Origin of the sequence: Burkholderia sp. Bp9015 (assembly GCF_003853505.1) — a bacterium.
In the GTDB taxonomy this organism is placed as follows: domain Bacteria; phylum Pseudomonadota; class Gammaproteobacteria; order Burkholderiales; family Burkholderiaceae; genus Burkholderia.
The window spans coordinates 20,599-46,588 of the sequence record NZ_QTPZ01000026.1 but is presented as its reverse complement, the minus strand read 5'-3'; the positions used below and the strand labels follow the sequence as shown (position 1 = coordinate 46,588).

Genomic DNA, 25,990 nt, shown 5'->3' with positions numbered 1-25,990 from the left:
AGGCGGGGAGGCAGGTCGCCCGGTGTCGCCGGTGCGCTGTGGCGACGCGATGTCGGCCGCGAGTGCGGCAGCGAGGTCGGCGGATATCGCGCCGCGGCCATCGAACTGTCATCGCGCGATTTCATGCTATCGGGATTTCACCTGAAACGATTGACGACGATCAAGCGATCGCTTCCGGTTACGGACCAGAATGGTTTCGTCGATCGTCGCACCGGGCGTTCGATGACCGATTGCCGTCCGCATCGGAAGATCGTTGCGAACGCATCGAAAGACGCAAACGTCACGCATACGTCACGGCCGCGCGCGTGACGTGCGATTCGCCGCGGGTGCAGCGCGGACGATCGTCGCGCAGCGCGCGTACGGCTTTTTCCCTTCATGTTCCCAGTAGCCAGGAATTCGATGAATTCAGTGAATTCGAGCGATACCGATACCGTCCCGCCTTCCGCGACGTCCGCCAGCGCGCCGGCGTTGCCGATCTTCTGGCCGATGGCCGCCGCCGCCGCGATGGTCCGGCTCGGCTCGGCACTCACCGCGCGCAACCTGCGTTTCGTCGCGGAAGAGGAGAAACTGCATTGCGAACCGCATCCGGCGCTGGCGTCGCCGAACCGCGCGCTGCTGGAACTGCGCACGATGACGTTCCGCGATTATTCGGTCGCGCCGGCGCACGGGCTGCCGACGATCGTCGAAGCGCCGTATGCGGGACACCGGGCGATGATCGCCGACTATCAGCCGGGGCAGAGCCTGATGCAGACGCTGCGCGAGCACGGCGTGACGCGCGTGTACCTGACCGACTGGCGCTCGGCGACCGAAGACATGCGGGACCTCGAGATCGACCAGTACCTGGCCGAGCTGAACGTCTGCGTCGACGAACTCGGCGGGCGCGTGAATCTCGTCGGTCTGTGCCAGGGCGGGTGGATGTCCGCGATGTATGCGGCGCGCTTTCCGCACAAGGTCGCGAGCCTCGTGCTCGCGGGCGCGCCGATCGACACGGATGCGGGCGACGGTCCGATCAAGCAGATGGCGCACACCTATCCGACGTCGTTCTACGAGGAACTGGTGACGATGGGCGGCGGCCTGATGCGCGGGCGCTTCATGCTGCGCGGCTGGAAGAACATGCATCCCGACCAGCACTATCTCGCCGAGCACGTCGACCTGTACGAACACCTCGACGATGCGGACTACCTGCGCAAGCGCGAAGCATTCGCGAACTGGTACGAAAGTCCGATCGACCTGCCGGGGCGCTGGTATCTGCAGGCGATCGTGCAGATCTTCAAGGAGAACCGGCTCGCGAAGGGCACGTTCGTCGCGCTCGGGCGGATGCTCGACCTGAAGGCGATCACGTGCCCCGTTTATCTGCTTGCCGGCGCGGCCGACGACATCACGACGCAGGAGCAGGTGTTCGCCGCGCAGGACCTGGTGGGGACGCCCGCCTCGCAGGTGACGCGCCAACTCGTGCCGGGCGGACATATCGGGCTGTTCATGGGATCGCGCACGCTGAAGGACGTGTGGCCGGGCATTGCCCGCTGGATTGCCGCGAAGCGGTAGCGGTTGCAGCGGAGGCCCACCGCGCGGTGGGCATGCGCGGCGGCGCCGCGATGGGTCGATGGGTCGATGCGTCGGCGCGTCGATACGGCAACGGTGCCGGCGCGCATGCATGCGGCGGGCGAGCGGTCGCGCCGCCGCGGCAGATCAGCCGCCGAGCAGTGCGTCCGCGAGCGCTGTCGGCGCGTGCCCGACCGTGACTTCCGGCGTGCCATGCCACGCCGCCAGCCGTTTCACGGCCTTCGCGACGTCGGCCGCGAGCCCCGTGCCGAACCGCACGCCCGGCTCGACATGCACCGTCTTCAACTCGAACGTGCCGAGCGCGCGATGCGCTTTCGCGTCGACGCGCCCGATCAGTCGGCCGCGATGCAGCACCGGCAGGCAGAAGTAGCCGTAGCGCCGCTTGTGCGCGGGCGTATAGCACTCGATCGTGTAGTCGAACCCGAACAGCGTCGAGGCGCGCCGCCGGTCCCATACCACCGGATCGAACGGCGACAGCAGCGTCGTGACCGTCGAGCGCAGCGTGTCTGCCGCGGCGGCCGGCAGCAGCGCGTCGAGCGAGCGATGCACGTAGGCCGGCTCCTTCCAGTCGGCGACCTCCACCGGGATCAGCTCGCCCGCGTCCGCGAGCCGCTCGAGTTCCGCGCGGTACGAACGGCGCGGCAGCCGGTAGTAATCGGCAACCCAGTCCGCGCGCACGATCCCGAGTGCGCGGCACGTGTAGTCGAGCAGCGCGGGCAGCACCGCGTCGCGCGGCGGCAGGTCGCGCGCATCGTCCCAGTCGGGCAGCACGCGCTCGCGCACGTCGTAGATGCGCTGGAAATTGCGGCGCTCGGACACCATCAGGTGGCCGGTCGTGAACAGCACTTCCAGGTGTTTTTTCTCGGGCTTGCGGTCCCACCATCCGTTGCCTTTCACCCCGTCTTCCCGGATGAAATCGGCGGACCGCACGGGGCCTTCGTCGCGTATGCACGCGAGCAGCCGCTCGATCTCGGCGCGGTTCTGCGCGTGCCAGTCGGCCGCGTATTTCCAGCCCATCCCCGACGGATCGAGCATCTTGTAGCGCATCAGCCCGAATTGCTCGACCGGCAGGAAGCACGCTTCGTGCGACCAGTATTCGAACAGGCGCGCCTCGGCGAGATGCTCGTCGAGCCACTGCGGGGCGAAGTCGCCGAGACGGCTGAACAGCACGAGATACGGACTGCGCGCGACGACATGAATCGTATCGATCTGTAACTGCGCCATTCGGCGGATCGTGTCGAGCACGTCGGCCTTGGTGGCCTTGCGGCGGGGCGGGGTCAGCAGGCCCTGCGCGGCGAGATGCAGCGCGCGGGCGGCGGCGAGCGAAAGCGTGAGCATCGGAGCGGCGGCTGAAGGTGGCGGTCGGGCACCACTTTAGCGCGAAAGCGGCGCACGTGTGCGACGCTTTCGCGCGACACGTCTGACAATGCTTGACAGATGCGCGGCGCGACTTTCCCTATAGTGCAGTCATGGCGCGACGAAATGTGCGCGCAACGATTCGGCTTCCGACGCACATATGTCCATGGCACGCAGGAAGCAGATCCGGGATTCTCAACCCCCAACGAGAGACCCGGAGCCCTGAGCGGACATCCATGCGGCTGTGCACCGGCCCCGTGTGGATGTCCGCTGATTTTTTTGTTGTTTCGCTTTTCCGCCGCCAGCCTTTTCCCGCCAGCCAGCCCGTTCATTGCCGCTTGCCGCGCGCGACCTCGTCGCCGGCGCCGGGCGGCAGCCGCCGCGTGATCGGAATCGATGCGAACGAACACAGCCCGACCACGACGAACGCGGGCCAGAAATCCGACCACACCATCGTCTGATGCCCCTGCAGCCAGTGCGACAGGTGCAGCACGAGGCCGGCGACCGTCACGCCGAGCCCGAGCGACATCTGCTGCACGACACTGCCGAGGCTCGTCGCGCGGCCTGCATCGGCCTGCGAAATATCCGCGTAGATCATCGAATTCAGGCTCGTGAACTGCAGCGCGGGGAAGATCCCGCCGACCAGCACGATCATCCAGATCGCCCAGGTCGCCATGCCCGGATGGAACACGCCGTAGGCGGCGATCGCGAGCCCGGCGAACGCGGCGTTGTAGATCAGCACCGTGCGAAAGCCGAAGCGGCGCAACGTATGGGTGGCCGTCGAGCGGCTCACCGCGCCGCCGAGTGCCGATGCGCAGGTGATCAGCCCGGAGTGGAACGCGCTCATGCCGAGGCCTTCCTGCAGCGCGAGCGGCAGCAGGAACGGCACGGCGCCGAGGCCGATGCGGAACAGCGACCCGCCGACCACGCTCGCGTGGTAAGTCGGGATCTTCAGGAAACTGAGGTCGAGCACGGGGCGCGCCTTGCGGCGCGCGTACGGCACGTAGAGCGCGAGCATCGCCGCGCCGGCCGCGCACATCAGGAGCGCGTTGCCGCGCGACGTGAGCGCGCCGTCGATCAGCGTGAGCCCCATCAGCAGCAGCGCGGCGCCGCTCGCCGACAGCAGGAAGCCGAACCAGTCGAGCGGGCCGGGATCGGCCTCGTGCGTGTTCGCGATGTGCTTGCTCGCGAGGTAGATCCCGTAGATGCCGATCGGCACGTTGATGAAGAAGATCATCCGCCAGTGCAGGTAGGTCGTGATGAAGCCGCCGACGAGCGGCCCGACCGTCGGCCCGAACAGCGCGGGAATCGCGAGGTAGTTCATCGCGCGCACGAGATCGGAGCGCGGCACCGCGCGGAAGATGATGATCCGGCCGACCGGCACCATCATCGCGCCGCCGACGCCCTGCACGAAGCGCGCGAACGTGAGCACGCCGAGGGAATTGGAGGCCGCGCACATCAGCGAGCCGGCGACGAAGATGCCGATCGCGGTGCGGAACACGGAGCGCGCGCTGAAGCGGTCGGCAAGCCATCCGCAGATCGGGATGAAGACGCCGAGGCCGACCACGTAGGCCGTGATCGCAATGTTCAGTGTGACGGGATTGTGCCCGAAGTCCCTCGCCATCGCGGGCAGGGCGGTGACGATGATGTTCGCGTCGACGCTTTCCATGAACAACGCACAGGCAACGATGAGCGGTGCTAGAAAGACGGGCGACATGGGCAGGGCGCGCGGTAAAGACGCCATTATGCCCACAATGTGGTCGTTGCGTCACGCGAGACAACGCTCGTTCCGCATGTTGCAACAGTCGTTCCTGTTAGCGCGCGTGGAAGAAGAGACGACCGCGCTGCCGGTGCGGTCCATGACGTGACACATGACGCGCGCCCCCGGAGGCGGCCGCGAAACTTGCGTGCGATGCGCGTTTCGTGCGACAGTCGGAACTCATCTGCGGATGACAACGACGCGCATCGATCGACGGCCATCGAGACGAGCGCACGCGCGAACGAGACCCCTGCCGAACCATTCATCATCGAAAGGAGGGGACACGTCATGACGTCACGTCGCGCCGCATCGACCGCATCGCATCCTGCCTCGCATCCGTCCGTGCCCGCGCCGCGTCTGCGCTGGGCCGCCGTGCTCGCCGTCGCTTACCTCGCGGTCGCCGGCTGCGCCGCGCAGGCCGACAGTGCGAACCAGGCCGCGATGCAGGCGGCCAGCCAGTCCGCCGCGCCCGCCACGGCGCCGGCTTCCGGCACGCTGCTGCCGCCGCCGAGCCAGCTCTACGGCGACCTGTTCGTCGCGGTGCAGACGGCGCAACTCTATCCCGACCAGAAGACCTTCGTCGACGCGACGCCCAACGCCGATCCGGCGACGATCGTACAGTTGTATCAGCAACAGAAGTCGCAGCCGGGCTTCTCGCTGAAGGCGTTCGTCGACCAGCACTTCACGCCGCCGCCGGAAGGCGGGGTCACGCCGCCCGCGAACCAGACGCTGCGCCAGCACATCGACTGGCTGTGGCCGCAGCTCACGCGCACCAGCACGACGGTGCCGCCGTACAGTTCGCTGATCGCGCTGCCGAAGCCGTATGTGGTGCCGGGCGGCCGCTTCCGCGAAGGCTACTACTGGGATACCTATTTCACGATGCTCGGGCTGCAGGTGTCGGGGCGCGAGGATCTCGTCGACGACATGCTCGACAACTTCGCATACCTGATCGACACGATCGGCCACATCCCGAACGGCAACCGCACGTACTACGCGAGCCGCTCGCAGCCGCCGTTCTTCGCGTACATGGTCACGCTCGCCGCGCAGGCCGAAGGCGACAAGGTCTACCAGAAATACCTGCCGGCGCTGCGCAAGGAGCATGCGTACTGGATGCAGGGCGAAACGACGACGCCGCGCGGGCAGGCCGCGCGCAACGTGGTCGCGATGCCGGACGGTGCGGTGCTGAACCGCTACTGGGACGCGAGCGACACGCCGCGCGACGAGTCGTATCTCGAGGACGTGACGACCGCGAAGGCCGTGCCGGATCGCCCCGCGAACGAGGTGTACCGCGACCTGCGCGCGGGTGCCGAAAGCGGCTGGGACTACAGCTCGCGCTGGTTCGGCGACGGCCGGACGCTCGCGACGATCCGCACGACGGCGATCGTGCCGGTCGACCTGAACAGCCTGATGTTCCATCTCGAGACGACGATCGTGAAAGGCTGCGCGGTCACGCGCGACTTCGCGTGCGTCGCGGATTTCTCCGGACGGGCGGCGCGGCGCGCGTCCGCGATCAACCACTATCTGTGGAACCGTCGCGGCTATTACGGCGACTACGACTGGCAGTTGCGCAAGCCGCGCGACGGCGTGACGGCGGCCGCGCTGTATCCGCTGTTCGCGGGCGTCGCGTGGCCCGAGCGTGCGAAGGCGACCGCGCGCGAGGTGCGCAAGACGCTGCTGCAGCCGGGCGGCCTCGCGACGACGACCGCGAACACGGGCCAGCAATGGGACGCGCCGAACGGCTGGGCGCCGCTGCAGTGGATCGCGATCGACGGGCTGCGCCGCTACGGCGAGCCGGCGCTCGCGAAGGACATCGGCACGCGCTTTCTGACCGACGTGAAGCATGTGTATGCAACCGAAGGCAAGCTCGTCGAGAAGTACGTGGTCGAAGGGGCTGGCGCGGGCGGCGGCGGGGGTGGCGAATATCCGCTGCAGGACGGCTTCGGCTGGACCAACGGCGTCACGCTGAAGCTGCTCGGGCTGTATGGCGAGTGACAGGCCGCGTGCATTGCATGCACGCACCTGAACGAGCACGGGCCGGATCGCCGCGCGCGCGGCAGTCCGGCCCGTTTCGCATGCGCGGATGTCAGAACGTGATCGTCGTGCGCACGCCGACCACCGTTTCGTCGCCGATGCGCGCGCCGGCCGCGTTCGGGTCCGGAATGCCGCCGCCCGGCCGGAAGAAGTGCTGCAGGTCGGCCTGTACCTGCCACCACGGCGCGACCTGGTACTGGTAGGTCGCCTCGATCACCGTTTCCGCGCGCCGCACCGGATAGCCGGGCGTCGTGAACCTGCCGGTGTCGCCGTCGAGCGCACGCGCATGCGAGCCGATCTTCGCGTAGCCGACCGCGATGCCGGCCGTATCGTCGTCGCGGCCCTTGAACGGCGCCTTGAGCGTCACGCCCGCATTCGCCGCGAAATCGACGACGTTGCGATCGCCCGGCGCACCCATCACGCGCGCGAACACGCCGACCGAGCGCGGGCTGTCCGCCGACGGCCGCCATACCATCTGATCCGCGACCGCATAGAAACCGTAGTTACCGCGATGCGTGGCGGGGATCCCGTTGCTGGCCGGATCCGCGAGCGACAGCCCGTCGGTGCCGACGCGCGGATCGTTCGCGTGCTGCGACTGATACCAGAAGCCGAGCTTGTACGTGCCGGGCAGGCCGGCCGGTTGCGGTGCCTTCGGGTCGGCGGGCGGCGCGTTCAGCGCGTACTGGAGTTCGCCGATCACGAACGCGCCGCTGCGCAGGTTGAAGTTGGTGCCGTGCGCGTTCAGCACCTGCGCGTCGCCGTCGCTGCGGCCGGCCGGATTGCCGTCGAACACGCCGACCATCGCGGTCCACGCGTCGGCCGGCTTCACGCGCAGCCGCACGCCGAGCGACGACAGCGGATAGGCAGCGCCGCCGGCCGGCAGGTCGGTCGCCGGCAGCACGGGCCAACCGAACGTCGCGTTCATGAACGTCGCCGCGTACTGGCTGACCATGAATTCCTGGTCGACGCTTTGCTGGCCGATCTTCACGTCGGCCTTGCCGGCGAGGAACGCCTGCTGGTACCAGAGTTCCCACAGCCGCGTGGTCGAATTCGCCTCGATGCCAGTCGCGGTCTGCAGCGTCTGCAAATAACGCTGCGTGAGGTTGGTGCCGTGGATCTGCAACCCGGACACGTTGAACGTGCCGCCCGGCAGGCCGATCGCCTTCTCCGTATCGACGTTGAAGCCGAATTGCGTGAGGCCCTGATAGGCACCGCCGCGCTGCGTGCCGCCCGCGGCGTTGTACAGGTACTCGCTGGTTTCCTGCAGGTTCAGCGTGACGCCGTGATCGCCGAGCACGTCGCGCAGGCCGCCCATGTTGCCGAGCAGGTTCGACCGTTCCCAGAAACCGGTGGGGGCGGGCGCGGCAGCATCGGCGGCCGGTGCGGGGGCGGCGGCAGTGTCGCTGGCTCCGGCGGCCGGTTCGGCCGCGATGGCCGGTGACGACGATTGCGCGAACGCAGGCGCGGCCGCGAGCGACAGCAACAGCGCGGCGAGCGCGTCGAGGCGCGCTGTGCGCGGCGCGGATGCGAAGCGATTTTTCATGCGGGCTCCATGATTCGAGTGATTGGTTTGGCTGAAGCAGTGAAAACGTCAAGCGATGGCGCAGGTGCGGGCGGCGGCGCGCGGGCATGCTGCGCGTTGCGCGCGCGACCCGTTACGGCAGCCAGCCGCCGATCCGCCATACGTGCGTGAAGCCGAGGCGCGATGCGGTCGCACAGAGCAGCGCGACGAGCGCGACGGCGGCCGCCATTGCGCCGGCCAGCACGCAGTCGAGCGGGCGCGGTGCCGCCGGCAGGTGCGCGAGCGCGCTGCCGCGCCAGTTGCCGAACGTGTGGGCGAGCGGTGCAAGGGCCGAAGCGAACGAGCGGTCGGACACGACACGCGCGAGTTGCCTGAGTCTGACCATGAGCGATTGAAACAACATGACGTGCCTCCGTCCGGTCCGGCGCTTGCCGGACGACGTGATCGAGCACGGGTGCATGACGCGACCGGCGCTCGGCGATTGGAACGTAACGGAGCGTGCGACACGGACGATCCGGCGATGCCGGCCCGGGAGGAAGCGCGCTAACCCGACGATGGCGAGCTAGCGGCGAAAGACATGCGCCTGGCTGCTATCTCGCGATGGCTTGGCCGGCCTGGACCGGCATCGAACTGCAACTGGAGCATGCGTCCACGAAGGGACTCCCTTGATGAATTGGGGCGGATTGTAGTCGCGAGTTTTGCTGCGGTGCAAGCAAAAAAGGCGGCGACGCTGCGCATTTCGCACCGCGTGCGCCGCCCCACCGGGGCCGGTCGATGCCCGCTGCGACCGCCCGCCGGCGGCGCGCGGCGACTGTTGCTCGCACGCATCGGCGGCGCATGCGCTCCGCGGCGCTGAAAGGTTGCGGCGCGTCATTTGGGGCGCGAATCTTTCAGTCCGCATGAACCCGAAAAAATATTCCGTCAAGCCTGTTCCAAAGGGTTGACTTCCGTTTCGGCCGGTCCATAGAATCCGCCATCTTCACTCTTGGGGCCGCCGCCTTGGACGCCTGCAGTAGTCGATCTTCGAACGAAGTTTCCGCCTGAGCGACCGACGTCCGCGCCTCATCGAAGCCGCCGTTTGTCCCCCAGGCAAACGGTGCGCGCAGCAGTATTTCTCAGTAACCCCCTCGTGCACCCTGATTCGCGCCGGTTAGCGTGATGCGTTTGCGCACGCGCCATCCGGTTTCGCCGCCGCCCGGCGCGCGGCCGCGTTCGCGCATGCGTTTCGCATGCACCCGAATGGCGGCCCGCGCGCCGGGCGGCGGCCAACCGTGTTCTCCGGAACACCGCACAGGAGCCGCCATGAACGACAGTGACAGTTGTCCCTTATGCCCGTTGCACCAACAGACCCTTTTGAACCCGGGTCGCAGGGACATGCCGGCCGACTAGCCTGACACGTCGTTCAGGCCCCGGACTGGCCCCGCACCCACCACGCGGCCGGCATGCATGCCGTTGCCGCCAGGAGCCAGACCATGAACTTCGGCCTTCTGCTGTCGAATCTTCCGCAAGTCACGCGATCGCATCCGCACTACGACGCGATGCCGATGCTCGACGCCCGTCCGCGGGTGTTTTCCCGGTTGTTCAACCGGTTGAAATCGCTGCTTCGCTGAACTGAAACACCGAGCGCGTCTCGGCATGCGCGCGCGGGCCCCGGGCCTGTTACGCGCGCGTATTCCAAGACCACACGCTTGACCGAAAAAAACCAGCCGTACGGAATTCATCATGTCCACGCCATCCAACGTCTCTCCACCGATCGCCGTCGAACGCAGTGCCGTGCTCGACGAAGCCCACCTGGGCGACATCCGCGGCGCGCTCGGCACCATCGCGCATCACGACACCGCCGCGCGCGGCACGTGGTGGGCGCGCCTGCGCACGCTGCTCGCGATCATCGGCCCCGGCCTCATCGTGATGGTCGGCGACAACGACGCGGGCGCCTTCGGCACCTATACGCAGGCCGGCCAGAACTACGGGACGACGCTGCTGTGGTCGCTGCTGCTGCTCGTGCCGGTGCTGTACGTGAACCAGGAAATGGTGCTGCGCCTCGGCGCGGTCACGGGCGTCGGCCATGCGCGCCTGATCTTCGAGCGCTTCGGCAAGTTCTGGGGCGCGTTCAGCGTGATCGACCTGTTCCTGCTCAATGCGCTGACGATCGTCACCGAGTTCATCGGCATCACGTTCGTGCTGGCTTTCTTCGGGCTCCCGAAGATCGCGGGCGTGTGCGTGGCGGCCGCGCTGACGATGGCGGCCGTGAGTACCGGCGACTTCAGGCGCTTCGAGCGGTTCGCGATCGTGCTGTGCGTGCTGAGCCTGCTGCTCGTGCCGGTGCTCGTGTCGATCCACCCGCCGGTGGCGCAGATGTCGCGCGACTTCTTCGTGCCGAACTGGCCCGCGCACGCGAAGCTGTCCGACGTGATGCTGCTCGTGATCGGCATCGTCGGCACGACGGTCGCGCCGTGGCAGCTGTTCTTCCAGCAGAGCTACGTGATCGACAAGCGCATCACGCCGCGCTTCATGAAGTACGAGAAGGTCGATCTGTGGATCGGCATCGCGTTCGTGCTGATCGGCGCGGTCGCGATGATCGGCTTCAGCGCGGCGCTGTTCGGCGGCCATCCGGAAGCGGGCAACTTCAGCGACGCGGGCGGCATCATCGCCGGCCTCGAGAAGTATGCGGGCCGCACCAGCGCGACGCTGTTCGCGGTCGCGCTGCTCGACGCGTGCATCATCGGCGCGGCGGCGGTGTCGCTGTCGACCGCGTACGCGATCGGCGACGTGTTCAAGATCCGTCATTCGCTGCATCGCGGCGTGTCCGATGCGAAGGGCTTCTATCTCGTCTACTTCGGGATCGTCGCGGCCGCTGCCGCGCTCGTGCTGATCCCGGGCAGCCCGCTCGGCCTGCTGACCGAAGCGGTGCAGACGCTCGCGGGCGTGCTGCTGCCGAGCGCGACGGTGTTCCTGCTCGTGCTGTGCAACGATCGCCAGGTGCTCGGCCCGTGGGTCAACTCGACGAAGCTCAACATCTTCACGGGCGCGGTGATCTGGGTGCTCGTGCTGCTGTCGATCATCCTGACCGCGTCGGTGATGTATCCGGACATCAGCGGCGAAGCGATCATCGACGTGCTGGTCGGCGGCACCGTGCTCGCGATCACCGGCTATCTCGCGACGGTGCTGATCCGCCGCAACAAGCGCGTCGTCGAGCCGGGCATCGATCGCGCGCTGCGCGCCACCTGGCGCATGCCCCCGCTCGACACGCTCGAACCGCAGAACATGACGGTCGCGACGCGCGTCTGGATGGCCGTGCTGCGCGGCTATCTGGTGATCGCGGTCGGTCTCGTGATCGTCAAGGTCGTGCAGATGACGCTGCTGAAGTAACGCCGTTCGGCGTCATCTCCTGGTGTGCGCACATGCCGGCCCGCGAGGCCGGCATGTGCGTTTACGCGGGCAAAGCGCGCGCGTCAGATCAGCTCGAGCTTCGACGTCAGGTACGTGAGCTGGATCCGGTTCGCGACGCCGAAGCGCTTGCGCAGCTTGCGCAGGTGATAGTCGACGTTGTGCGCGCTGGTGTCGAGGCGCCGGCCGATCTCCTTGTCCGACGCGCCTTCCGCGATGCCCAGCAGCAGTTCCTGCTCGAACGGCGTGAGCCCGTTCACGGCGCGTTCGCGCGACGTCGCGATCAGTTGCGGCGACGCGAACTTGTGCACCGACAGCCCGATCGACAGCGCCTGCTCGATCGTCGCCGGCGTGATCCATTCGCGCGTGCGGCGCGGCGCGGTGAAGCTCATGAACGCGTGCAGCCGCGTGCCGGGCACGGCCATCGAATACATGATGCCGCTGCACATGCCGTCGTCCTGCATCGTCTGCAGGAAACCGTCGAGCGCGGCCGGGCTCACGCACGGGCCGCCGTCGCGCGCGCGGTGTTCGCGGCGCAGCTGCTGCAGGTCCCACACGATCGGCATGTTGCACACGCGCGCATCGAGCGTGCGCGGATCGATGTCGTGATGGTTGTGCCGGACGTAGTCGCCGCGATAGGTGGGCGGCGTGAACGCCTCGTGCAGGTAGAGACTTTCGACACGCTCCCGCGAGAATTCGAGCGCGAAATACGCGAACGTCGAGAAGCCCGTCAGGTGCAGCAGGCTGGTGACGATCCGGTTGCGTTCGGCGGTGCTCTGCGCGTGCGCGAGCGTATCGGCGACGCCGAGCTTCGGCGCGTGCGGCTGCGCGATGTCGTCGCGCTTGACGTCGTCGCACCAGACGACCTGCACCGGGCGCGCTCTCGACGCGTCGGTGCAGGCGACCGTCCGCCGCGGCGGACGGGGCAAGGTTGGGGCGACCGCTTCTTCTTGCAATGCAATATCGGACATGAGCCATCCCTCGGAATCGACGCGCATCGCGCAGCGGCAGCCGTGTCGTGCACGGTGCCCGCGACGATGCGATCGAGCATCTTTATGATATGCGCCGATCGTCATCCAGACGAAACGCGGGGGCATTGTACAAAAATGCCTGTCTGCGCGTAATATGCCGTAATACTAATTCGGGCGAAAGGTTCATATTCGCACCGGTATAGAGTCGACCAGAAAATCATAAAGAAAAGACCAAATCGTGACGGGGCAGGTTCACATATTGGGAAAGGGTGGGCTCCTCATGACATATGCTGACGACGCGCCACGCGTCGAGTGGTTCTCGCAAGCCGATATCGCGGCCGCTGCCGCTTATTCGAAAGAAATTCATGCAATCGAGCGCGACGTTTTTACCGGAATTCAAATCGCGCCCGGTAAATCCGACCTCGCTTCCGTCGATTTCTCCCAATGCCATGCGCGATTGCGGCAAATCGGTTTCAGCACGCTCGGCTACGGCGCCTACGAGATGATCGGGCGGCGCATCCTGTGCGCGCATCTGCTGCGCGACCTCGCGCCCGCGACGTTCATGCAGCCGTATATCGAGGGCATGCTCTACGAGAGCGACCCGCGTTTCGCGCAGGTGCGCAGCAGCGGCTTCCCGGTCGCGTGGCGGCTCGACGAGATCGAGTCGGCCGCGCAGGGCAGCGGCGACCGCAAGGTGCTCGCGCTGGCCGGCCATCTGCGCGCGCATGCAATGAACAGCGGCGTGATCTTCAGCCTGTCGGCGCCGCGGCTCGACCTGCGCGTTGCCGTGAACGTGACGTCTGAAGCCCACGGCACCGAATGGATCGACGATCGCGTGATCGGCGGCGCGCTGTCGGTGAGCCTTGCCGTGCATCGCGTCGCGCTGCCGTTTCTCGAGGCGCGCATCGCGCGCATGCGCGGCTTCGCGCTCGGCGACGAGCAGCAGCAGGTGCTCGACCGGCTCGTGCACGGGCTGTCCGACCAGGAGATCGCGAGCGCGCTGCGCACGTCGCTGCACAAGGTCGGTCACCATATCCGCTCGCTCGAAAAACTCTTCAACGTGCAGAACCGCGCGCAGCTCGCGTATCTCGCCGCGCGCCGTCTGGAGTCCTGACCCTGTCTCCCCGCGCGGCGCCAGCCGCGCGATGGAAGCGGTTCCGGCGATGCGCGCGCGCAGGCGCCGCCGGGTTTCGTAGTCCGATCCGATCGTCACCGGAAAACGGCTGCGACGCTACGAGGCGCCTCCCTTTTTACGCGGTTGCGCGTCGCTACACTCGTCCCATTCAACGGTCCGCGCTACGCGGGGCATGACGGCCCGCGCCCGCCGGCGACAACGACAGGACGACGGCACGATGGCAGAACCGAAGGCGCTCCCTCGCGACTGGCAGCGGATCTTTTCCGCCGGCCGCAGCGTGTCCGGGCGACGTCTCGGGGCATCGCCGCGCGCCGACCTGTTTCTCGCCGCGTTCATCGTGTCGGTGGTCGCGCTGTTCATCCTGCCGCTGCCGCAAGCCGCGCTCGACGGGATGATCTCGCTGAACCTCGCCGCGAGCGTCGTGCTGCTGACGGTGTCGACCTACGTGCCGTCGGCGGTCAGCTTCTCGTCGTTTCCCGCGCTGCTGCTGTTCACCACGCTGTTCCGGCTCGCGCTGAACATCGCGTCGTGCAAGCTGATCCTGCTGCACGCGAACGCGGGCCACGTGATCGACGCGTTCGGCCGGCTCGTGGTCGGCAACAACGTCGTGGTGGGCGGCGTGGTGTTCCTGGTGATCGCCGTCGTGCAGTTCATCGTGATCGCGAAGGGTTCGGAGCGAGTCGCCGAAGTCGGCGCGCGCTTCTCGCTCGACGCGATGCCGGGCAAGCAGATGAGCATCGACGCGGACCTGCGCGCGGGCATCATCAGCGCCGACGAAGCGCGCGAGCGCCGCGAGAAGCTCGAACAGGAATCGCAGATGCACGGCGCGATGGACGGCGCGATGAAGTTCGTGAAGGGCGATGCGATCGCGGGCCTCGTGATCGCGTTCATCAACATCGTCGCGGGCATCGCGGTCGGCACGCTGATGCACGGGATGAATATCGGCGAGGCGCTGCAGCGCTACGCGATCCTGACGGTCGGCGACGGGATGGCGTCGCAGATCCCGTCGCTGCTGGTGTCGATCGCGGCGGGCATCGTGACGACGCGCGTCGCGACGCGCGACACGCGGCAGCGCCAGCTCGGCGAACAGCTGGGCGAGCAGCTCGGCGCGCATCCGCGCGCGCTGCTGATCGCGGCGCTGGTGCTGGCCGGGTTCCTCGTCGTGCCCGGTTTTCCGAAATGGTCGTTCGCGCTGATCGCGCTCGGCCTCGGCGCGTTCGCCTTCACGCAGCTCAAGCGCAAGACGACCGCGCCGAGCTTCAACCTGATTCACATCGCGGGTCGCATCGGCGCGACCGACGACGGCCAGCCCGCGAAGGTGTCGCATGCGGCAGGCGTCACGTCGCTGATCGCGGTGTCGCTGTCGGATGACCTGCGCACGACGCTGAACCTCGCGCAGCTGCAGACCGCGCTGTCGAGCGCGAAGGCGCGCGTCGACGCGGACATCGGCACGGTGTTTCCACGCATCACGCTGAACGACGACGAAGGGGCGGCGCCCGGCACGTACCGGATCTATCTGCAGGACGTGCTCGCCGCGCAGGGCGCGCTGAAGCCGGGCTGGCTGCTGTGGGACGGCGTCGCGCCGCTGCCGGAGCGCGCGGAGCGCCAGCCGGCCGAGGCCTTCGGCCCGTTCGCGACCGCGCTGTGGATCAAGCCCGACGGCGCGGCGCCGGACGGCAAGTGGCTGACGAGCGAAGGCGCGCTCGCCGCGCACGTCGAGCAGATCGTGCGCCAGCATGCGGACGAGCTGCTCGGCATCCAGGAAACGCAGGCGCTCGTGCACCTGGTGCGCCGCGAGCATCCGGAACTCGTCGGCGAACTGACGCGGCTCGTGCCGCTGCAGCGCGTGACCGAGGTGCTGCGCCGGCTGCTGGCCGAGCAGGTGCCGATCCGCAACCTGCGCGTGATTTTCGAAAGCCTGATCACATGGGCGCCGAACGAGCCGGACGACGTGATCGCGCTGGTCGAGCTGGTGCGCGTCGACCTGCGCCGGATGATCACCGATCGCCATGCGGGCGCGACGCGGCAGCTGCGCGTCGTGCTGTTCGAGCAGAACCTGCAGGAGCGGATCGAGAACGCGGTGATGCGCACGAAGCAGGGCAATTTCCTCGCGCTGTCGAGCGCGATCAAGCAGGACATCGGCGAACAGGTGCGCGCGATCGTGCAGGCCGCGACGGCGGCGCAGCCGGCAGGCGCAGGCGGTCACGGCAACCCGCCGGGCGCCGCGCGGCTCGCGGTGATGGTCGCGCTCGGCGCGCGCCGCTACGTGAAGACGATTTTGCAGCCGGTGCTGCCCGAACTCGCGGTGCTGTCGTACCAGGAGGTCGAGGAGGACGTGCAGCTGCATACGGTCGGCTGGGTGAAGAACCCGCCCGACGACGGCACGCTCGGCGCGGGCGCCGGCGTGCGTGCGCCGGGAGTCGTGCAATGACGAGCTCGACGATCCTCGACCTGACCCGGCAGGCGCTGATGCTGGTGCTGCTGCTGTCGCTGCCGATCGTGCTGATCGCCACCGTCACCGGCCTCGTCGTCGCGATCCTGCAGGCCGTCACGCAGGTGCAGGACGCCAACCTCGGCATCGCGGTGCGGCTGATCGCCGTGATGGTCGCGCTCGTGCTGCTGTCGGGCTGGCTCGGCAGCGAGGTGCTGCGCTTCGCGCAGCAGGCGCTGGAACGCATGTTCGTTTCTTCCACAGGAGTGTTTTGATGCGTCGACGCGTCGCCCCGATCCGGTTTCAACCGCGCCGCCTGCAACGGGCCGCGCTCGCCATGTGCGCGACCGCGCTGCTCGCCGCGTCGCTGTGCGTGACGGTCGCGCAGCCGGCGCGCGCGGCGGACCTGCGCTGGCGCAACAAGCCGTTTACGATCGTCGCGAACGGCAAGAAGATCGGCGACTTCATTCGCGAGCTCGCATCGTCGCAGGGCGTGACGGCCGTGGTCGACCCGAAGGTCGACGGCGTGATCAGCGGCCGCTTCTCGGGCACGCCGCAGCAGACGCTCGACACGATCTGCTCGACCTACGGGCTCACGTGGTACTACGACGGCTCGTTCCTGTACGTCGACCCGGCCGACCAGTCGCAGACGCAGATGATCCCGATCCCGCCGAACGCGGCCGGCGAGATCGGCCGCGCGCTGCAGGCGATGCAGATTCCCGACAAGCGCTACACGCTCGTGATCAACGATCGCGCGAACAGCGTGTACGTGGCCGGCCCGCGTCGTTACGTGGAGCTCGTGCGGCAGGCGGTCGGCTCGGTCGGCGATCCGTCGGCGAACGGCGCGCATGCGGACATCCGCGCGTTCCGGCTCCGGTACGGCTGGGCGTCCGACTTCACGATCAACCGCTCGGGCAAGGAAGTGACGGTGCCGGGCGTCGCGACGATCCTGCGCCGGCTGTTCGGCAAGGGCGGCGGCACGAGCGAACTGCCGTCGAGCACGCCGCTCGGGCAGGCCGCGCGCCAGGTGAAGCTCGGCTCGGGGCTGACGATCGCGGTGCCGCGGCTCGATTTTCCGGACATTGCCGGCGGCCCGCGCCAGGGCGGCTATGGCGGTGCCGACGGCGCTGCCGGCGGCGTCTCGCCGTTCTCGAACGGCGGCGGTGGCGACACGCTGCCGCAGATCGTCGCCGATCCGGCGATCAACGCGGTGATCGTGCGCGACCTGCCGGAGAACATGTACCGCTACCAGGCGCTGATCAACCAGCTCGACGAGCGGCCGCGCATCGTCGAGATCAACGTGACGATCATCGACATCAACGAGGATTCGCTCGACAGTCTCGGGATCGACTGGCGCCTGCACACGACGCACGGCGACGTGCAGATCGGCAACGGCGCGAATCCGCTGAACGGCAACACGCAGTACAACGGCGCCGGCAATCCGCCGCTGACGTTCGGCGTCGGCGCGTCGGAGACGGGGCAGACCGGCACCTTCATGCCGACCGGCATCGCGCTGACCGCGTCGATCGGCGGCTCGCTGCGCAACTACCTGCTCACGCGCGTGAACGCGCTCGCGCAGAAGGGGCAGGCGCAACTGCGCTCGAAGCCGAAGGTGCTCGCGCTCGACAACACCGAGGCCATTCTCGAGAACCTCACGCAGTTCTACGTGCAGGTGCAGGGCTACCAGGATTCGTCGCTGTACAGCGTGACGACCGGCACCAGCATCAAGGTGACGCCGATGATCGTCGACGAGGCGATCCGCAATGCGGCCGCCGTGTCCGGCAACCCGCAGAGCGTGATGATGTCGATCGACATCCAGGACGGCAACATCGTGCCGGGCCAGGCCGTGTCGAACGTGCCGGTGATCCAGCAGCGCAACATCGTCACCAAGACGATGATCGACGAAGGCAAGAGCCTCCTGATCGCGGGCTTCAACGACGACGAGGTGCGGCTGAACAAGAGCGGCGTGCCGTGGCTGTCGGACATCCCGCTGATCGGCAACCTGTTCAAGTACACCGACAAGTCGGGCAACCACATGGAGCGGTTCTACCTGCTGACGCCGCGCGTGGTGACGACCGCGTCGATGTACGCGCCGGACGGCTCGCCGGTGAACCCGGGCGCGGACGGGCCGGCCGGTTCGAACGGCACGTCGATGTATCGCCCGCCGGACAACGACATCGCGGTGCCGCTCACGCCCGCGCCGCTGCCCGGCACCAAGTTCGGCCCGCCCGCGCTGCCGCCGCCGAAGGATTCGGCGGCGCAGCCGGTGGCGACGACCGCAGGAGCGTCCACCCATGTCGACGACCATCATTGACCCGCACGGCGACGGCGCATTGTCCGGCGGCGCGGCGGGCGCCGCGGCCGGGGCGCCCGCGCTCGCGTCGCCGTGGAACCTGTGCTTCCTCAGCGGGCCGATGTACGGCCGCACGATGTCGCTCGCGCGCGGCGCGAACTGGGTCGGCACCGCGGCCGACTGCGAAGTGATCCTGCCCGATCGCGAGATCGGCGCGAAACAGGTATGCCTGCAGGTCGGCGCGCTCGCGGTGACGGTGCAGAACCACGGCGGCGACGGCGGCGCGCCGGTGCTGTTCAACGACGCGCCGCTCGGCGCGGGCCGCCGCTCGATGACGCCGCAGGACGTCGTGACGGTCGGCTCGATCAAGCTCGGCATCGCGCGTCACGCGCAGGCGAGCGTCGCGGTGCCCGACGAGGCCGACACGCCGGACGCCGCGCGCGAGGCCGCGTGGCTCGGCTGGCTCACCGGCGGGCTGCGCCGTCTCGGCAGCCGGCGGCTCGTGATCGCGGTCGTCGCGCTGTGGATCGGCGTGCTGCTCGGCGCGCTCGGTTACGGCTTCGTCGCATGGTCGGGGCGCCTGCCGTGGCAGCACGAGTCGGTGCTCGCGCGCACGCACCGGCTGCAGCAGCTGCTGCACGCGTATCCGGAGCTCGCCGTCGCGCCGCGCGACGACGGCGTGATCGTGTCGGGTTACGTGAGCGATCCGGCCGCGCGGGAACGCGTCGCGCAGATCGTCGCGGGCGTCGACAACGCGGCGCTCGGCAACCTCTACGTGGTAAGCGATCTCGTCGCGACCGCGCAGACGTATTTCAGCGACACGGCGCTGACGGTCACCTATCTCGGCCGCGGCCGGATCGAATTGACGGGGGCGGCCGAGCGCGCGCAGATCGAGCCGCGTATCCGCAACTACATGAAGGACGCGCGTCCGGCGCTCGAGGTGGTCGACCACGTGCGCGACGCCGATGCGGCCGCGCCGCGCACCGCGACGACACTCGGCGGCGTCGCGGGGATTCCGGAGATCACGACGGTGTTCGCGGGCGACGGCGACCAGCGCTACATCGAGACGGCCGACGGCAGCCGCTATTTCGAAGGCGCGCGGCTGAAGGAAGGGCCGACCGTGGTGTCGATCGGCCCCGACGAAGTGGTGTTCGAACGCAATGGCCAGCGCATCACGATGCCGCTCGGCGGTCCGTCCGCGAGCGCGCCCGAGCGGGCATCGGCGCCGCCCGTGCCGCCGCTCGCGAGCGGCGCGGCGGCCGGCGTCGCACAGCCGGTGCCCGGACCGGCGTTGTTGCCGGATGCGCCGGCGGTACCGGCGGTTGCTGCGGCCGGCGCATCGAAGGCGGCGGCGCGTTAGCGCCGCGACAGGACTTGCGCATCGCGCGTCGCGCGGTGCGCGCATTACGCGACACGCCGCGCGCATGCGGCGCGTCACGTCGCCGGTGGGGCATGGGGCCGCCGCCGGAACAGGGAAGCAGTTCAATGACGTACATGCAAAGGAGCGAAACATGAGTACCCCCCCGACTGGTGCCAACAACACGCAACAGGTCCAGCAGCAGGCGGACGACCTGACCAAGACGCAGCTCGAACTGACGAAGATCAACTTCCAGGTCCAGCAGTCGACCGCGACGTTCGAAACCAGCAACGCAGTGACCGCGCAGGAAGGGACGGCGAACGCCCAGGTTGCGCAACACCTGAGTTCCGCCGGCCGCGCATGACGCCGGTCGCCGGCCGTGCCGCGCGACGCCGGATGCCGGGGCCGCCCGTGACGGGCGCCCGGCGGGGCGTGTGCGCGTGGCGGCCGGCCCGTTCCCGGCGCTGCCGGTCAAGGAGGACACGATCATGTCGGTAACAGGCGTAGGCGCGGCACCACCGGGCGCGGCCGCGCTCGCGGGTGCCGTGCAGCAGGCGGGCACGGCGTCCGATCCGGCGCAGGTGCGCCAGTTCGATGCGTTGATGCAGCCGGGTGCCGCGCCGGCCGCGGCGTCGCCGTCGGCGTCGGGCGTCGCGATGTCGCGCGCGCCGGCCGATGCGGCGCCGGCCGTGCAGATGACGCCCGCGACACCCGCGCAGGCGAACCATTCGTCGCTCGTCGAGCGGTTGCGCACCTACGGCAACGATCTCGACACGCGGTACGCGAACATCGACAAGCACCGCACCGAAATGCTGACGTCGATGGCGGACAACCGCAGCGATCCGCTGATGACGATGGTGAAGGCGATGGATTTCCAGTGGACGGCGACCACCACGATTTCGGAATACCAGTTGAGCCTGTCGGTCGCGCAGGCGGCGAACGGCTTCACGCACACGGTGCTGAAGACCCAGGAGTAGCGAAAGCCGGTGCGTGCGCCTGAACCGGCCGCGCGCCCTGAAGCGGACAAACGATGACGACGATCGATTCGACGCCGCGCCTGCATGCGTGGCGCAGCCGGGCGGCGCGTGCGCTGCTCGCGGGACTGCTCGCGCTGCTGGCGGGCTGCCAGAAGGAGCTTTACTCCGGCCTGTCGGAGCGCGATGCGAACCAGATGGTTGCCGTGCTCGGCGACGCAGGGATCAGCGCGGCGAAGGACAACGACGCGCGCGACACGTCGGATCGCAACGCATGGCAGGTGAGCGTCGCGGACGGCGACATGCAGTCGGCGCTCACCGTGCTGCAGGCGAACGGGCTGCCGAAGCCGAGCTACGCGAGCCTCGGCGAGCTGTTCCAGAAGCAGGGGCTCGTGTCGACGCCGGCCGAGGAGCGCGTGCGCTACCTGTATGGCGTGTCGCAGGACCTGTCGCGCACGCTGCAGGACATCGAGGGCGTGGTAGTCGCGCGCGTGCAGGTCGTGATTCCGGAGAACGATCCGCTTGCGGACAAGATCAAGCCGTCGTCGGCGGCCGTGTACATCCGCTACCGGCCCGGCGTGGACCTGCGCGCGATGGCGCCGATGGTGAAGGATCTCGTCGCGCACAGCATCGAAGGGCTGCAGTACGACAACGTGTCGCTGTTCCTGCAGCCGGCCGCCGCGCGCACGGCGCGCGTGGACGGGATCGGCAGCGCGGTGTCGGACATCCTGCGGCTGCGCTCGCCGCTCGGCTGGCTGGTGTTCGCGCTGATCCTGCTGACCTGCGCGGTGATCGCGCTGTCGGCCGCGCGGCGCGGGATGTTCGGCGCGCGGCTGGCCGGGCTGGTCGGCGGCGCACCGCGCGGCGGCAACGGTGCAGGCGGCGCGTCCGCGCAGTCGGGCGGCAGCCTGCGCACGCCGGACGGCGCGCGCGACGGCGCATGAACGAGCCGCATGTGCTGCCGCCGGGCGTTGCGCCCGATGCCGTGTCGCTGCCGTGGCTGCAATCTCTCGCGGCGCCGCCCGCTGCGCGGCGCGCGGCGTTTCATGCGCTCGTCTGCGAATTCAACCTGCGGCCCGACCGTTATCTGCACGTGACGCGCGTGCCGGCCGACTGGCCCGCGCGTTACCGCTCGCCCGACGCGTTCGGCCCGGCCGGTCGCAAGCTGCTTGCGCGCCATCTGCTCGATGCGAACGGCGTGGCCGAACATCACGACTTCGACCTCGCGAATCCGTGCGCGCGGCTTGCGCTGCTGCCCGGCGCGGCGCTCGAACAGCTCGCATCGTATGCGGGCTTGCTGCTGCATCGCGGCTGGCTGCGCGATGCGCTGGCCGTGCGCCGCATTCGCGCGGAAGTCGCGGCGAAGCTCGGCGGCGATGCATTGGAGCTCGCGCTCGAGCGCGCGCCGGAATTCGGTGCGCTCTCGGACACGCTCGAGCCGTGGCGCGCCGATCCGGCCGCGCTGCCGGTGGTGATCCGTGCGCGCGGCGGGCGGCTGCTCGCGGATTTCATCGGCGTGGCGGGCGATGCGGTCGCGCGGCGCGCGCGCCTGAAATTCAACCGCGCGATCGACGACGAAGCGCCGTACTGGCTGAACCGCGCGCAGCGCGACCAGTTCGGCGAATTGCTGTTCCTGTTTCTGATTCCCGAGAGGCTTGCGTCATGGGACTGGCTTTTCTGATCACGAGCGACAACCTGCAGCTGCTGTCGGAGCGCAAGGTGCTCAAGGAGCGCGAATACGCGGCGCTGCTCGACGCGTCCGCGGTGATCGCGACCGCGCGCGACGAGGCCGCGCGCATCGTCGCCGATGCGCAGCGCGAATTCGACCGGCGCCAGGCGGCCGGCTACGACGAAGGGATGCGCCGCGCGCAGCGCGAGCATGCGGCGCAGGCCTATACGCAGGCGCTGGCCGCCGCGCGCACGATGGAGTCGATGAAGGATTCGATGGCCGACATCGTCGTGAAGGCCGTGCGCGCGATCGTCGGCGAGATGGCCACGCAGAAGCTGTACGAGGCCGCGCTCGCGCGGATCGCGCCGCTCGTGCGCGACGAGGCGTTCCTGATCGTGCGGGTCGCGCCGGGCCGCGAGGACGAGATGCGCGACGCGCTCGAGCGCGCGTTCGCCGGCCAGTCGAACCGGCAACGGATCCGCATCGTCGAGGATGCGCAGCTCGAACGCCACGCATGCACGGTCGAGACGCCGTCCGGGCGCATCGATGCGAGCCTCGACCTGCAGATCGACGCGCTGCGCCAGGCGATCCGCCGCGACGCGCTGAAGGGCTCGCCGCGATGAACGCGCCGCTCGACGATCCGCAACCGAACGGCCTCGAGAGCGACGACGATGCCGCGTCGTTCGATCGCGGCCGCCTCGTCGGCGATCTCGACGCGGGGCTCGCGTTCTTCTCGCCGGTGTCGGTGCAGGGCCGCGTCAATCACGCGGTCGGGCAGATCCTCAATGCGACGGGCATTCGCGCGCGGCTCGGCGAGATCTGCGAGCTGCGCACGCCGAACCAGCCGACGCTGCTCGCCGAAGTGGTCGGCTTCTCGCGGCAGACCACGCTGCTTACGCCGCTCGGCGACGTGGCCGGGCTGTCGCCGGAGACGAGCGTCGTGCCGTCCGGGCGCGAGCATGTGTTTCCGGTCGGCGAAGCGCTGTTCGGCCGCGTGCTCGACGGGCTCGGCCGGCCGCTCGACGATCGCGGGCCGGTGACGGGCGCCGCGTGGGTGTCGACGCAGCAGGACCCGCCGAACCCGCTCGCGCGCAAGCTGATCGACACGCCGTTTCCGACCGGCGTGCGCGTGATCGACGGCCTGATGACGCTCGGCATCGGCCAGCGCGTCGGCATCTTCGCGCCGTCCGGCGTCGGCAAGAGCACGCTGCTCGGGATGATCGCGCGCGGCGCGCAGGCCGACGTGAACGTGATCGCGCTGGTCGGCGAACGCGGCCGCGAAGTGCGCGAGTTCATCGAGCACAGCCTGTCGCCCGAGGTGCGCGCGCGCTCGATCGTCGTCGTGTCGACGTCCGATCGTCCGGCGATGGAGCGCGTGAAATCCGCGCTGGTCGCGACCGCGATCGCCGAGCACTTCCGCGATGCGGGCAAGCGCGTGCTGCTGCTGGTCGATTCGCTGACGCGTTTCGCTCGCGCGCAGCGCGAGGTCGGCCTCGCGAGCGGCGAGCCGCCGACGCGGCGCAGCTTCCCGCCGTCGACGTTCGCCGTGCTGCCGCGCCTGCTCGAACGCGCGGGGCAGGGCGCGACCGGCTCGATCACCGCGCTGTATACGGTGCTCGTTGAAGGCGATGAGGAATCCGATCCGATCGCCGAGGAAGTGCGCTCGATCCTCGACGGTCACATCGTGCTGTCGCGCAAGATCGCGCTCGCGAACCGCTATCCGGCGATCGACGTGCTCGCGAGCCTGTCGCGCGTGATGCCGCTCGTCGCGAGCCGCGCGCATCAGCAAGCGGCCGCGCGCGTGCGCGAGCTGATCGCGAAGTACCAGGAAATCGAGCTGCTCGTGCAGATCGGCGAGTACCGCGAAGGCAGCGACCGGCTCGGCGATCTCGCGCTGCGTGCGCGCGATGCGATCGGTGCGTTCTGCGCGCAGGCGTCGCACGAGGACGTGCGTTTCGACGCGCTGCTCGCGAAGCTGACGAAACTCGCGAACGACCATGTCTGAAGCCGACGACCGTCTCGTGCTCGCGACGCTCGCCCGCCTGAAGCGCGTGCGCGAGATGCGCAGCCAGATCGCGCGCGTGGCGGCCGCGCGCCAGCAGGGCATCGCTGCGCAGAGCCGGCGCGCGCTCGACGCCGCGCACGCGCAGCTTGCGCAGCAGGTCGCGGCGAAGGCCGCGATCCAGACGCGCCTCGCCGATGACGTGCGCGAGGCGCGCGCGTTGCAGAACGCGGCGGCCGATACGCGCACGTTCGACCGCCATATCGGTGTCGCGCACGCGTCGGTCAGCGAGGCCGCGCACCTGCACCGCGGTCACGAGGCCACGCTCGCCGACCTGCAGCGCGCCGCGCGCAAGGCGAAGGCCGCTGAGGACAAGCTGGACAAGGCCGGCGAGAAGGCCCTGCAGGCGCGCGCGGCGCGGGTCGAGCGCGACGCCGATGAAGTCGCGGATGCGCATGCGGTGCGGCGCTTCGCGACGGCCGGCGTGTGGGCGGGCGACGCGCAGGGGCATGCATCGGGGCAGCCTGACATGGCCGCCGCGTTCGATGCGGAAATGGTGTCGCGACCGGCGGGGGTAGACGCGATGGACGCGACGGACACGGCAAACACGGCAAACACGGCAAACACGCGCGCAGCGGCCGGCAACGCCGATCCGGGCGGCGCAACTGTCCCGGCCGCCACCATCGACGATCCGGCGCCGCCCGCCGCCGCGGAGCGCCGATGCTAGACCACGCCGCGAACTTCAACGACATCGCCGGCACGCTGCGTCCGCTGCTCTACGTGATGCCGCGCCTGCTGCCGATCATGTTCGTCGTGCCGGTGTTCAACGAGCAGATCGTCACGGGCCTCGTGCGCAACGGCATCGCGGTCGTGATCGCCGCGTTCGTCGCGCCGGTGATCGACCCGGCACAGGTCGCCGCGCTGCCGTTCCTGATGTGGTGCCTGCTCGTCGCGAAGGAGGCGGTGATCGGCATGCTGCTCGCGGGTGCGTTCAGCGCGGTGCTGTTCGCGATCCAGGGCGTCGGCTACCTGATCGATTTCCAGACCGGCAGCGGCAGCGCCGCGTTCTTCGATCCGATGGGCGGGCACGAGGGCGGACCGACGTCGGGGTTCCTGAATTTCGTCGCGATCGCGCTGTTCGTCACCGCGGGCGGCCTGCAGGTGCTCGTGCAACTGTTCGCGCAGTCGTACGCGTGGTGGCCGATCGGCTCGCTCGGCCCCGACTTCTCGTCGATGCTGCAGACCTTCGTCGTGCGGCAGACCGACACGATCTTCGAATGGATGGTGAAGCTCGCCGCGCCGGTGATCATCGTGCTGGTGCTGGTCGAGCTCGGCATCGGCCTCGTCGGGCGCGCGGTGCCGCAGCTGAACGTCTTCGTGTTCGCGCAGCCGCTGAAGAGCGCGCTCGCGGTGCTGATGATGGTGCTGTTCCTGCCGGTGGTATACGCGTCGCTGCGCGCGCTGCTGAGCCCCGACAGCGGGCTGATGGCGCTGCTGCGCGCGCTGTTCGCCGCGCACGGCGGCGCGTGACGGCCCCGCC

General features: G+C 68.9%; 23 protein-coding genes. 18 read left to right on the top strand and 5 right to left on the bottom strand.

The features are described 5' to 3' along the window. Window positions 1-486 precede the first annotated feature (486 nt). On the top strand, window positions 487-1,545 hold the full coding sequence (locus DIE12_RS25095; RefSeq protein WP_185500300.1) for an alpha/beta fold hydrolase: 1,059 nt from the start codon (window positions 487-489) through the stop codon (window positions 1,543-1,545). A gap of 144 nt (window positions 1,546-1,689) precedes the next feature. On the opposite strand, the gene DIE12_RS25090 is transcribed toward DIE12_RS25095, so the two are convergent. Then, window positions 1,690-2,901: a winged helix-turn-helix domain-containing protein gene (locus DIE12_RS25090; RefSeq protein ID WP_124522369.1), complete on the bottom strand. Its 1,212-nt coding sequence runs from the start codon at window positions 2,899-2,901 to the stop codon at window positions 1,690-1,692. Between the two features lie 346 nt (window positions 2,902-3,247). Further along, window positions 3,248-4,636, bottom strand: coding sequence for an MFS transporter (locus tag DIE12_RS25085; protein ID WP_124485360.1), 1,389 nt, complete (start codon window positions 4,634-4,636; stop codon window positions 3,248-3,250). Between DIE12_RS25085 and DIE12_RS38205 the strand changes: the two genes are divergently transcribed. Continuing rightward, window positions 4,587-4,787 carry a hypothetical protein gene (locus DIE12_RS38205; RefSeq protein ID WP_185500302.1) on the top strand — a complete coding sequence of 67 codons (201 nt, stop codon included), beginning with the start codon at window positions 4,587-4,589 and terminating at the stop codon, window positions 4,785-4,787. The two genes, DIE12_RS25085 and DIE12_RS38205, sit on opposite strands and share 50 nt — an antisense overlap. 179 nt (window positions 4,788-4,966) lie before the next feature. Further along, the gene (gene treA / locus DIE12_RS25080; protein WP_124522367.1) at window positions 4,967-6,670 is read left to right on the top strand and encodes an alpha,alpha-trehalase TreA; all 1,704 of its coding nucleotides are present in this window, start codon (window positions 4,967-4,969) and stop codon (window positions 6,668-6,670) included. 91 nt (window positions 6,671-6,761) lie between these two features. Here treA and DIE12_RS25075 read toward each other — a convergent pair whose 3' ends face one another. Together DIE12_RS25075 and DIE12_RS25070 are read right to left on the bottom strand one after the other, a co-directional pair. Next, the gene (locus DIE12_RS25075; RefSeq protein ID WP_124522365.1) at window positions 6,762-8,252 is read right to left on the bottom strand and encodes a carbohydrate porin; all 1,491 of its coding nucleotides are present in this window, start codon (window positions 8,250-8,252) and stop codon (window positions 6,762-6,764) included. Window positions 8,253-8,364: 112 nt separating this feature from the next. Then, a complete protein-coding gene (locus DIE12_RS25070) occupies window positions 8,365-8,634 on the bottom strand; it encodes a hypothetical protein (RefSeq protein ID WP_124522363.1) in 270 nt (89 codons plus the stop codon). 1,069 nt (window positions 8,635-9,703) lie between these two features. Here DIE12_RS25070 and DIE12_RS38200 point away from each other — a divergent pair. Both DIE12_RS38200 and DIE12_RS25065 read left to right on the top strand, forming a co-directional pair. Beyond that, window positions 9,704-9,841 (top strand): hypothetical protein, encoded by a 138-nt coding sequence (locus DIE12_RS38200; protein WP_185500299.1) that lies wholly within the window; start codon window positions 9,704-9,706, stop codon window positions 9,839-9,841. A 112-nt stretch (window positions 9,842-9,953) separates the two neighbouring features. Beyond that, the gene (locus DIE12_RS25065) at window positions 9,954-11,600 is read left to right on the top strand and encodes an Nramp family divalent metal transporter (RefSeq protein WP_124522361.1); all 1,647 of its coding nucleotides are present in this window, start codon (window positions 9,954-9,956) and stop codon (window positions 11,598-11,600) included. Window positions 11,601-11,683: 83 nt separating this feature from the next. On the opposite strand, the gene DIE12_RS25060 is transcribed toward DIE12_RS25065, so the two are convergent. Then, window positions 11,684-12,589, bottom strand: coding sequence for a LuxR family transcriptional regulator (locus DIE12_RS25060; RefSeq protein ID WP_124485365.1), 906 nt, complete (start codon window positions 12,587-12,589; stop codon window positions 11,684-11,686). A gap of 280 nt (window positions 12,590-12,869) precedes the next feature. Here DIE12_RS25060 and DIE12_RS25055 point away from each other — a divergent pair, with 280 nt between their 5' ends. The 13 genes from DIE12_RS25055 (at window position 12,870) to sctT (ending at window position 25,980) form a co-directional block, all read left to right on the top strand. Then, window positions 12,870-13,703: an autoinducer binding domain-containing protein gene (locus DIE12_RS25055; RefSeq protein ID WP_044847604.1), complete on the top strand. Its 834-nt coding sequence runs from the start codon at window positions 12,870-12,872 to the stop codon at window positions 13,701-13,703. Window positions 13,704-13,941: 238 nt separating this feature from the next. Next, window positions 13,942-16,155: a type III secretion system export apparatus subunit SctV gene (gene sctV, locus DIE12_RS25050; RefSeq protein ID WP_124522359.1), complete on the top strand. Its 2,214-nt coding sequence runs from the start codon at window positions 13,942-13,944 to the stop codon at window positions 16,153-16,155. Continuing rightward, window positions 16,152-16,430, top strand: a complete 279-nt coding sequence (gene sctS, locus DIE12_RS25045; RefSeq protein WP_124485367.1) for a type III secretion system export apparatus subunit SctS — start codon at window positions 16,152-16,154, stop codon at window positions 16,428-16,430. Before sctV ends, sctS begins: the two co-directional genes overlap by 4 nt. Further along, on the top strand, window positions 16,430-18,469 hold the full coding sequence (sctC, locus tag DIE12_RS25040; RefSeq protein WP_124522357.1) for a type III secretion system outer membrane ring subunit SctC: 2,040 nt from the start codon (window positions 16,430-16,432) through the stop codon (window positions 18,467-18,469). Before sctS ends, sctC begins: the two co-directional genes overlap by 1 nt. After that, window positions 18,450-19,808 carry a type III secretion system inner membrane ring subunit SctD gene (sctD, locus tag DIE12_RS25035; protein ID WP_124522355.1) on the top strand — a complete coding sequence of 453 codons (1,359 nt, stop codon included), beginning with the start codon at window positions 18,450-18,452 and terminating at the stop codon, window positions 19,806-19,808. The genes sctC and sctD overlap by 20 nt, the downstream gene beginning before the upstream one ends. Window positions 19,809-19,959: 151 nt before the next feature. Beyond that, the gene (locus DIE12_RS25030) at window positions 19,960-20,169 is read left to right on the top strand and encodes a hypothetical protein (protein WP_044847609.1); all 210 of its coding nucleotides are present in this window, start codon (window positions 19,960-19,962) and stop codon (window positions 20,167-20,169) included. 124 nt (window positions 20,170-20,293) lie between these two features. Then, a complete protein-coding gene (locus DIE12_RS25025) occupies window positions 20,294-20,782 on the top strand; it encodes a hypothetical protein (RefSeq protein ID WP_124485407.1) in 489 nt (162 codons plus the stop codon). Window positions 20,783-20,835: 53 nt separating this feature from the next. After that, entirely contained in the window at window positions 20,836-21,723 is an 888-nt protein-coding gene (gene sctJ, locus DIE12_RS25020) for a type III secretion system inner membrane ring lipoprotein SctJ (RefSeq protein WP_044847610.1), read from the top strand. Further along, on the top strand, window positions 21,720-22,460 hold the full coding sequence (locus DIE12_RS25015) for a SctK family type III secretion system sorting platform protein (RefSeq protein ID WP_124485370.1): 741 nt from the start codon (window positions 21,720-21,722) through the stop codon (window positions 22,458-22,460). Before sctJ ends, DIE12_RS25015 begins: the two co-directional genes overlap by 4 nt. Then, on the top strand, window positions 22,442-23,071 hold the full coding sequence (gene sctL, locus DIE12_RS25010; protein ID WP_124522353.1) for a type III secretion system stator protein SctL: 630 nt from the start codon (window positions 22,442-22,444) through the stop codon (window positions 23,069-23,071). The genes DIE12_RS25015 and sctL overlap by 19 nt, the downstream gene beginning before the upstream one ends. Continuing rightward, window positions 23,068-24,453, top strand: a complete 1,386-nt coding sequence (gene sctN, locus DIE12_RS25005; protein ID WP_124522351.1) for a type III secretion system ATPase SctN — start codon at window positions 23,068-23,070, stop codon at window positions 24,451-24,453. Before sctL ends, sctN begins: the two co-directional genes overlap by 4 nt. After that, a complete protein-coding gene (locus tag DIE12_RS25000; protein WP_124522349.1) occupies window positions 24,446-25,177 on the top strand; it encodes a hypothetical protein in 732 nt (243 codons plus the stop codon). Before sctN ends, DIE12_RS25000 begins: the two co-directional genes overlap by 8 nt. Further along, a complete protein-coding gene (sctT, locus tag DIE12_RS24995; protein ID WP_124522347.1) occupies window positions 25,171-25,980 on the top strand; it encodes a type III secretion system export apparatus subunit SctT in 810 nt (269 codons plus the stop codon). The genes DIE12_RS25000 and sctT overlap by 7 nt, the downstream gene beginning before the upstream one ends. The last annotated feature ends 10 nt before the right edge of the window (window positions 25,981-25,990 follow it).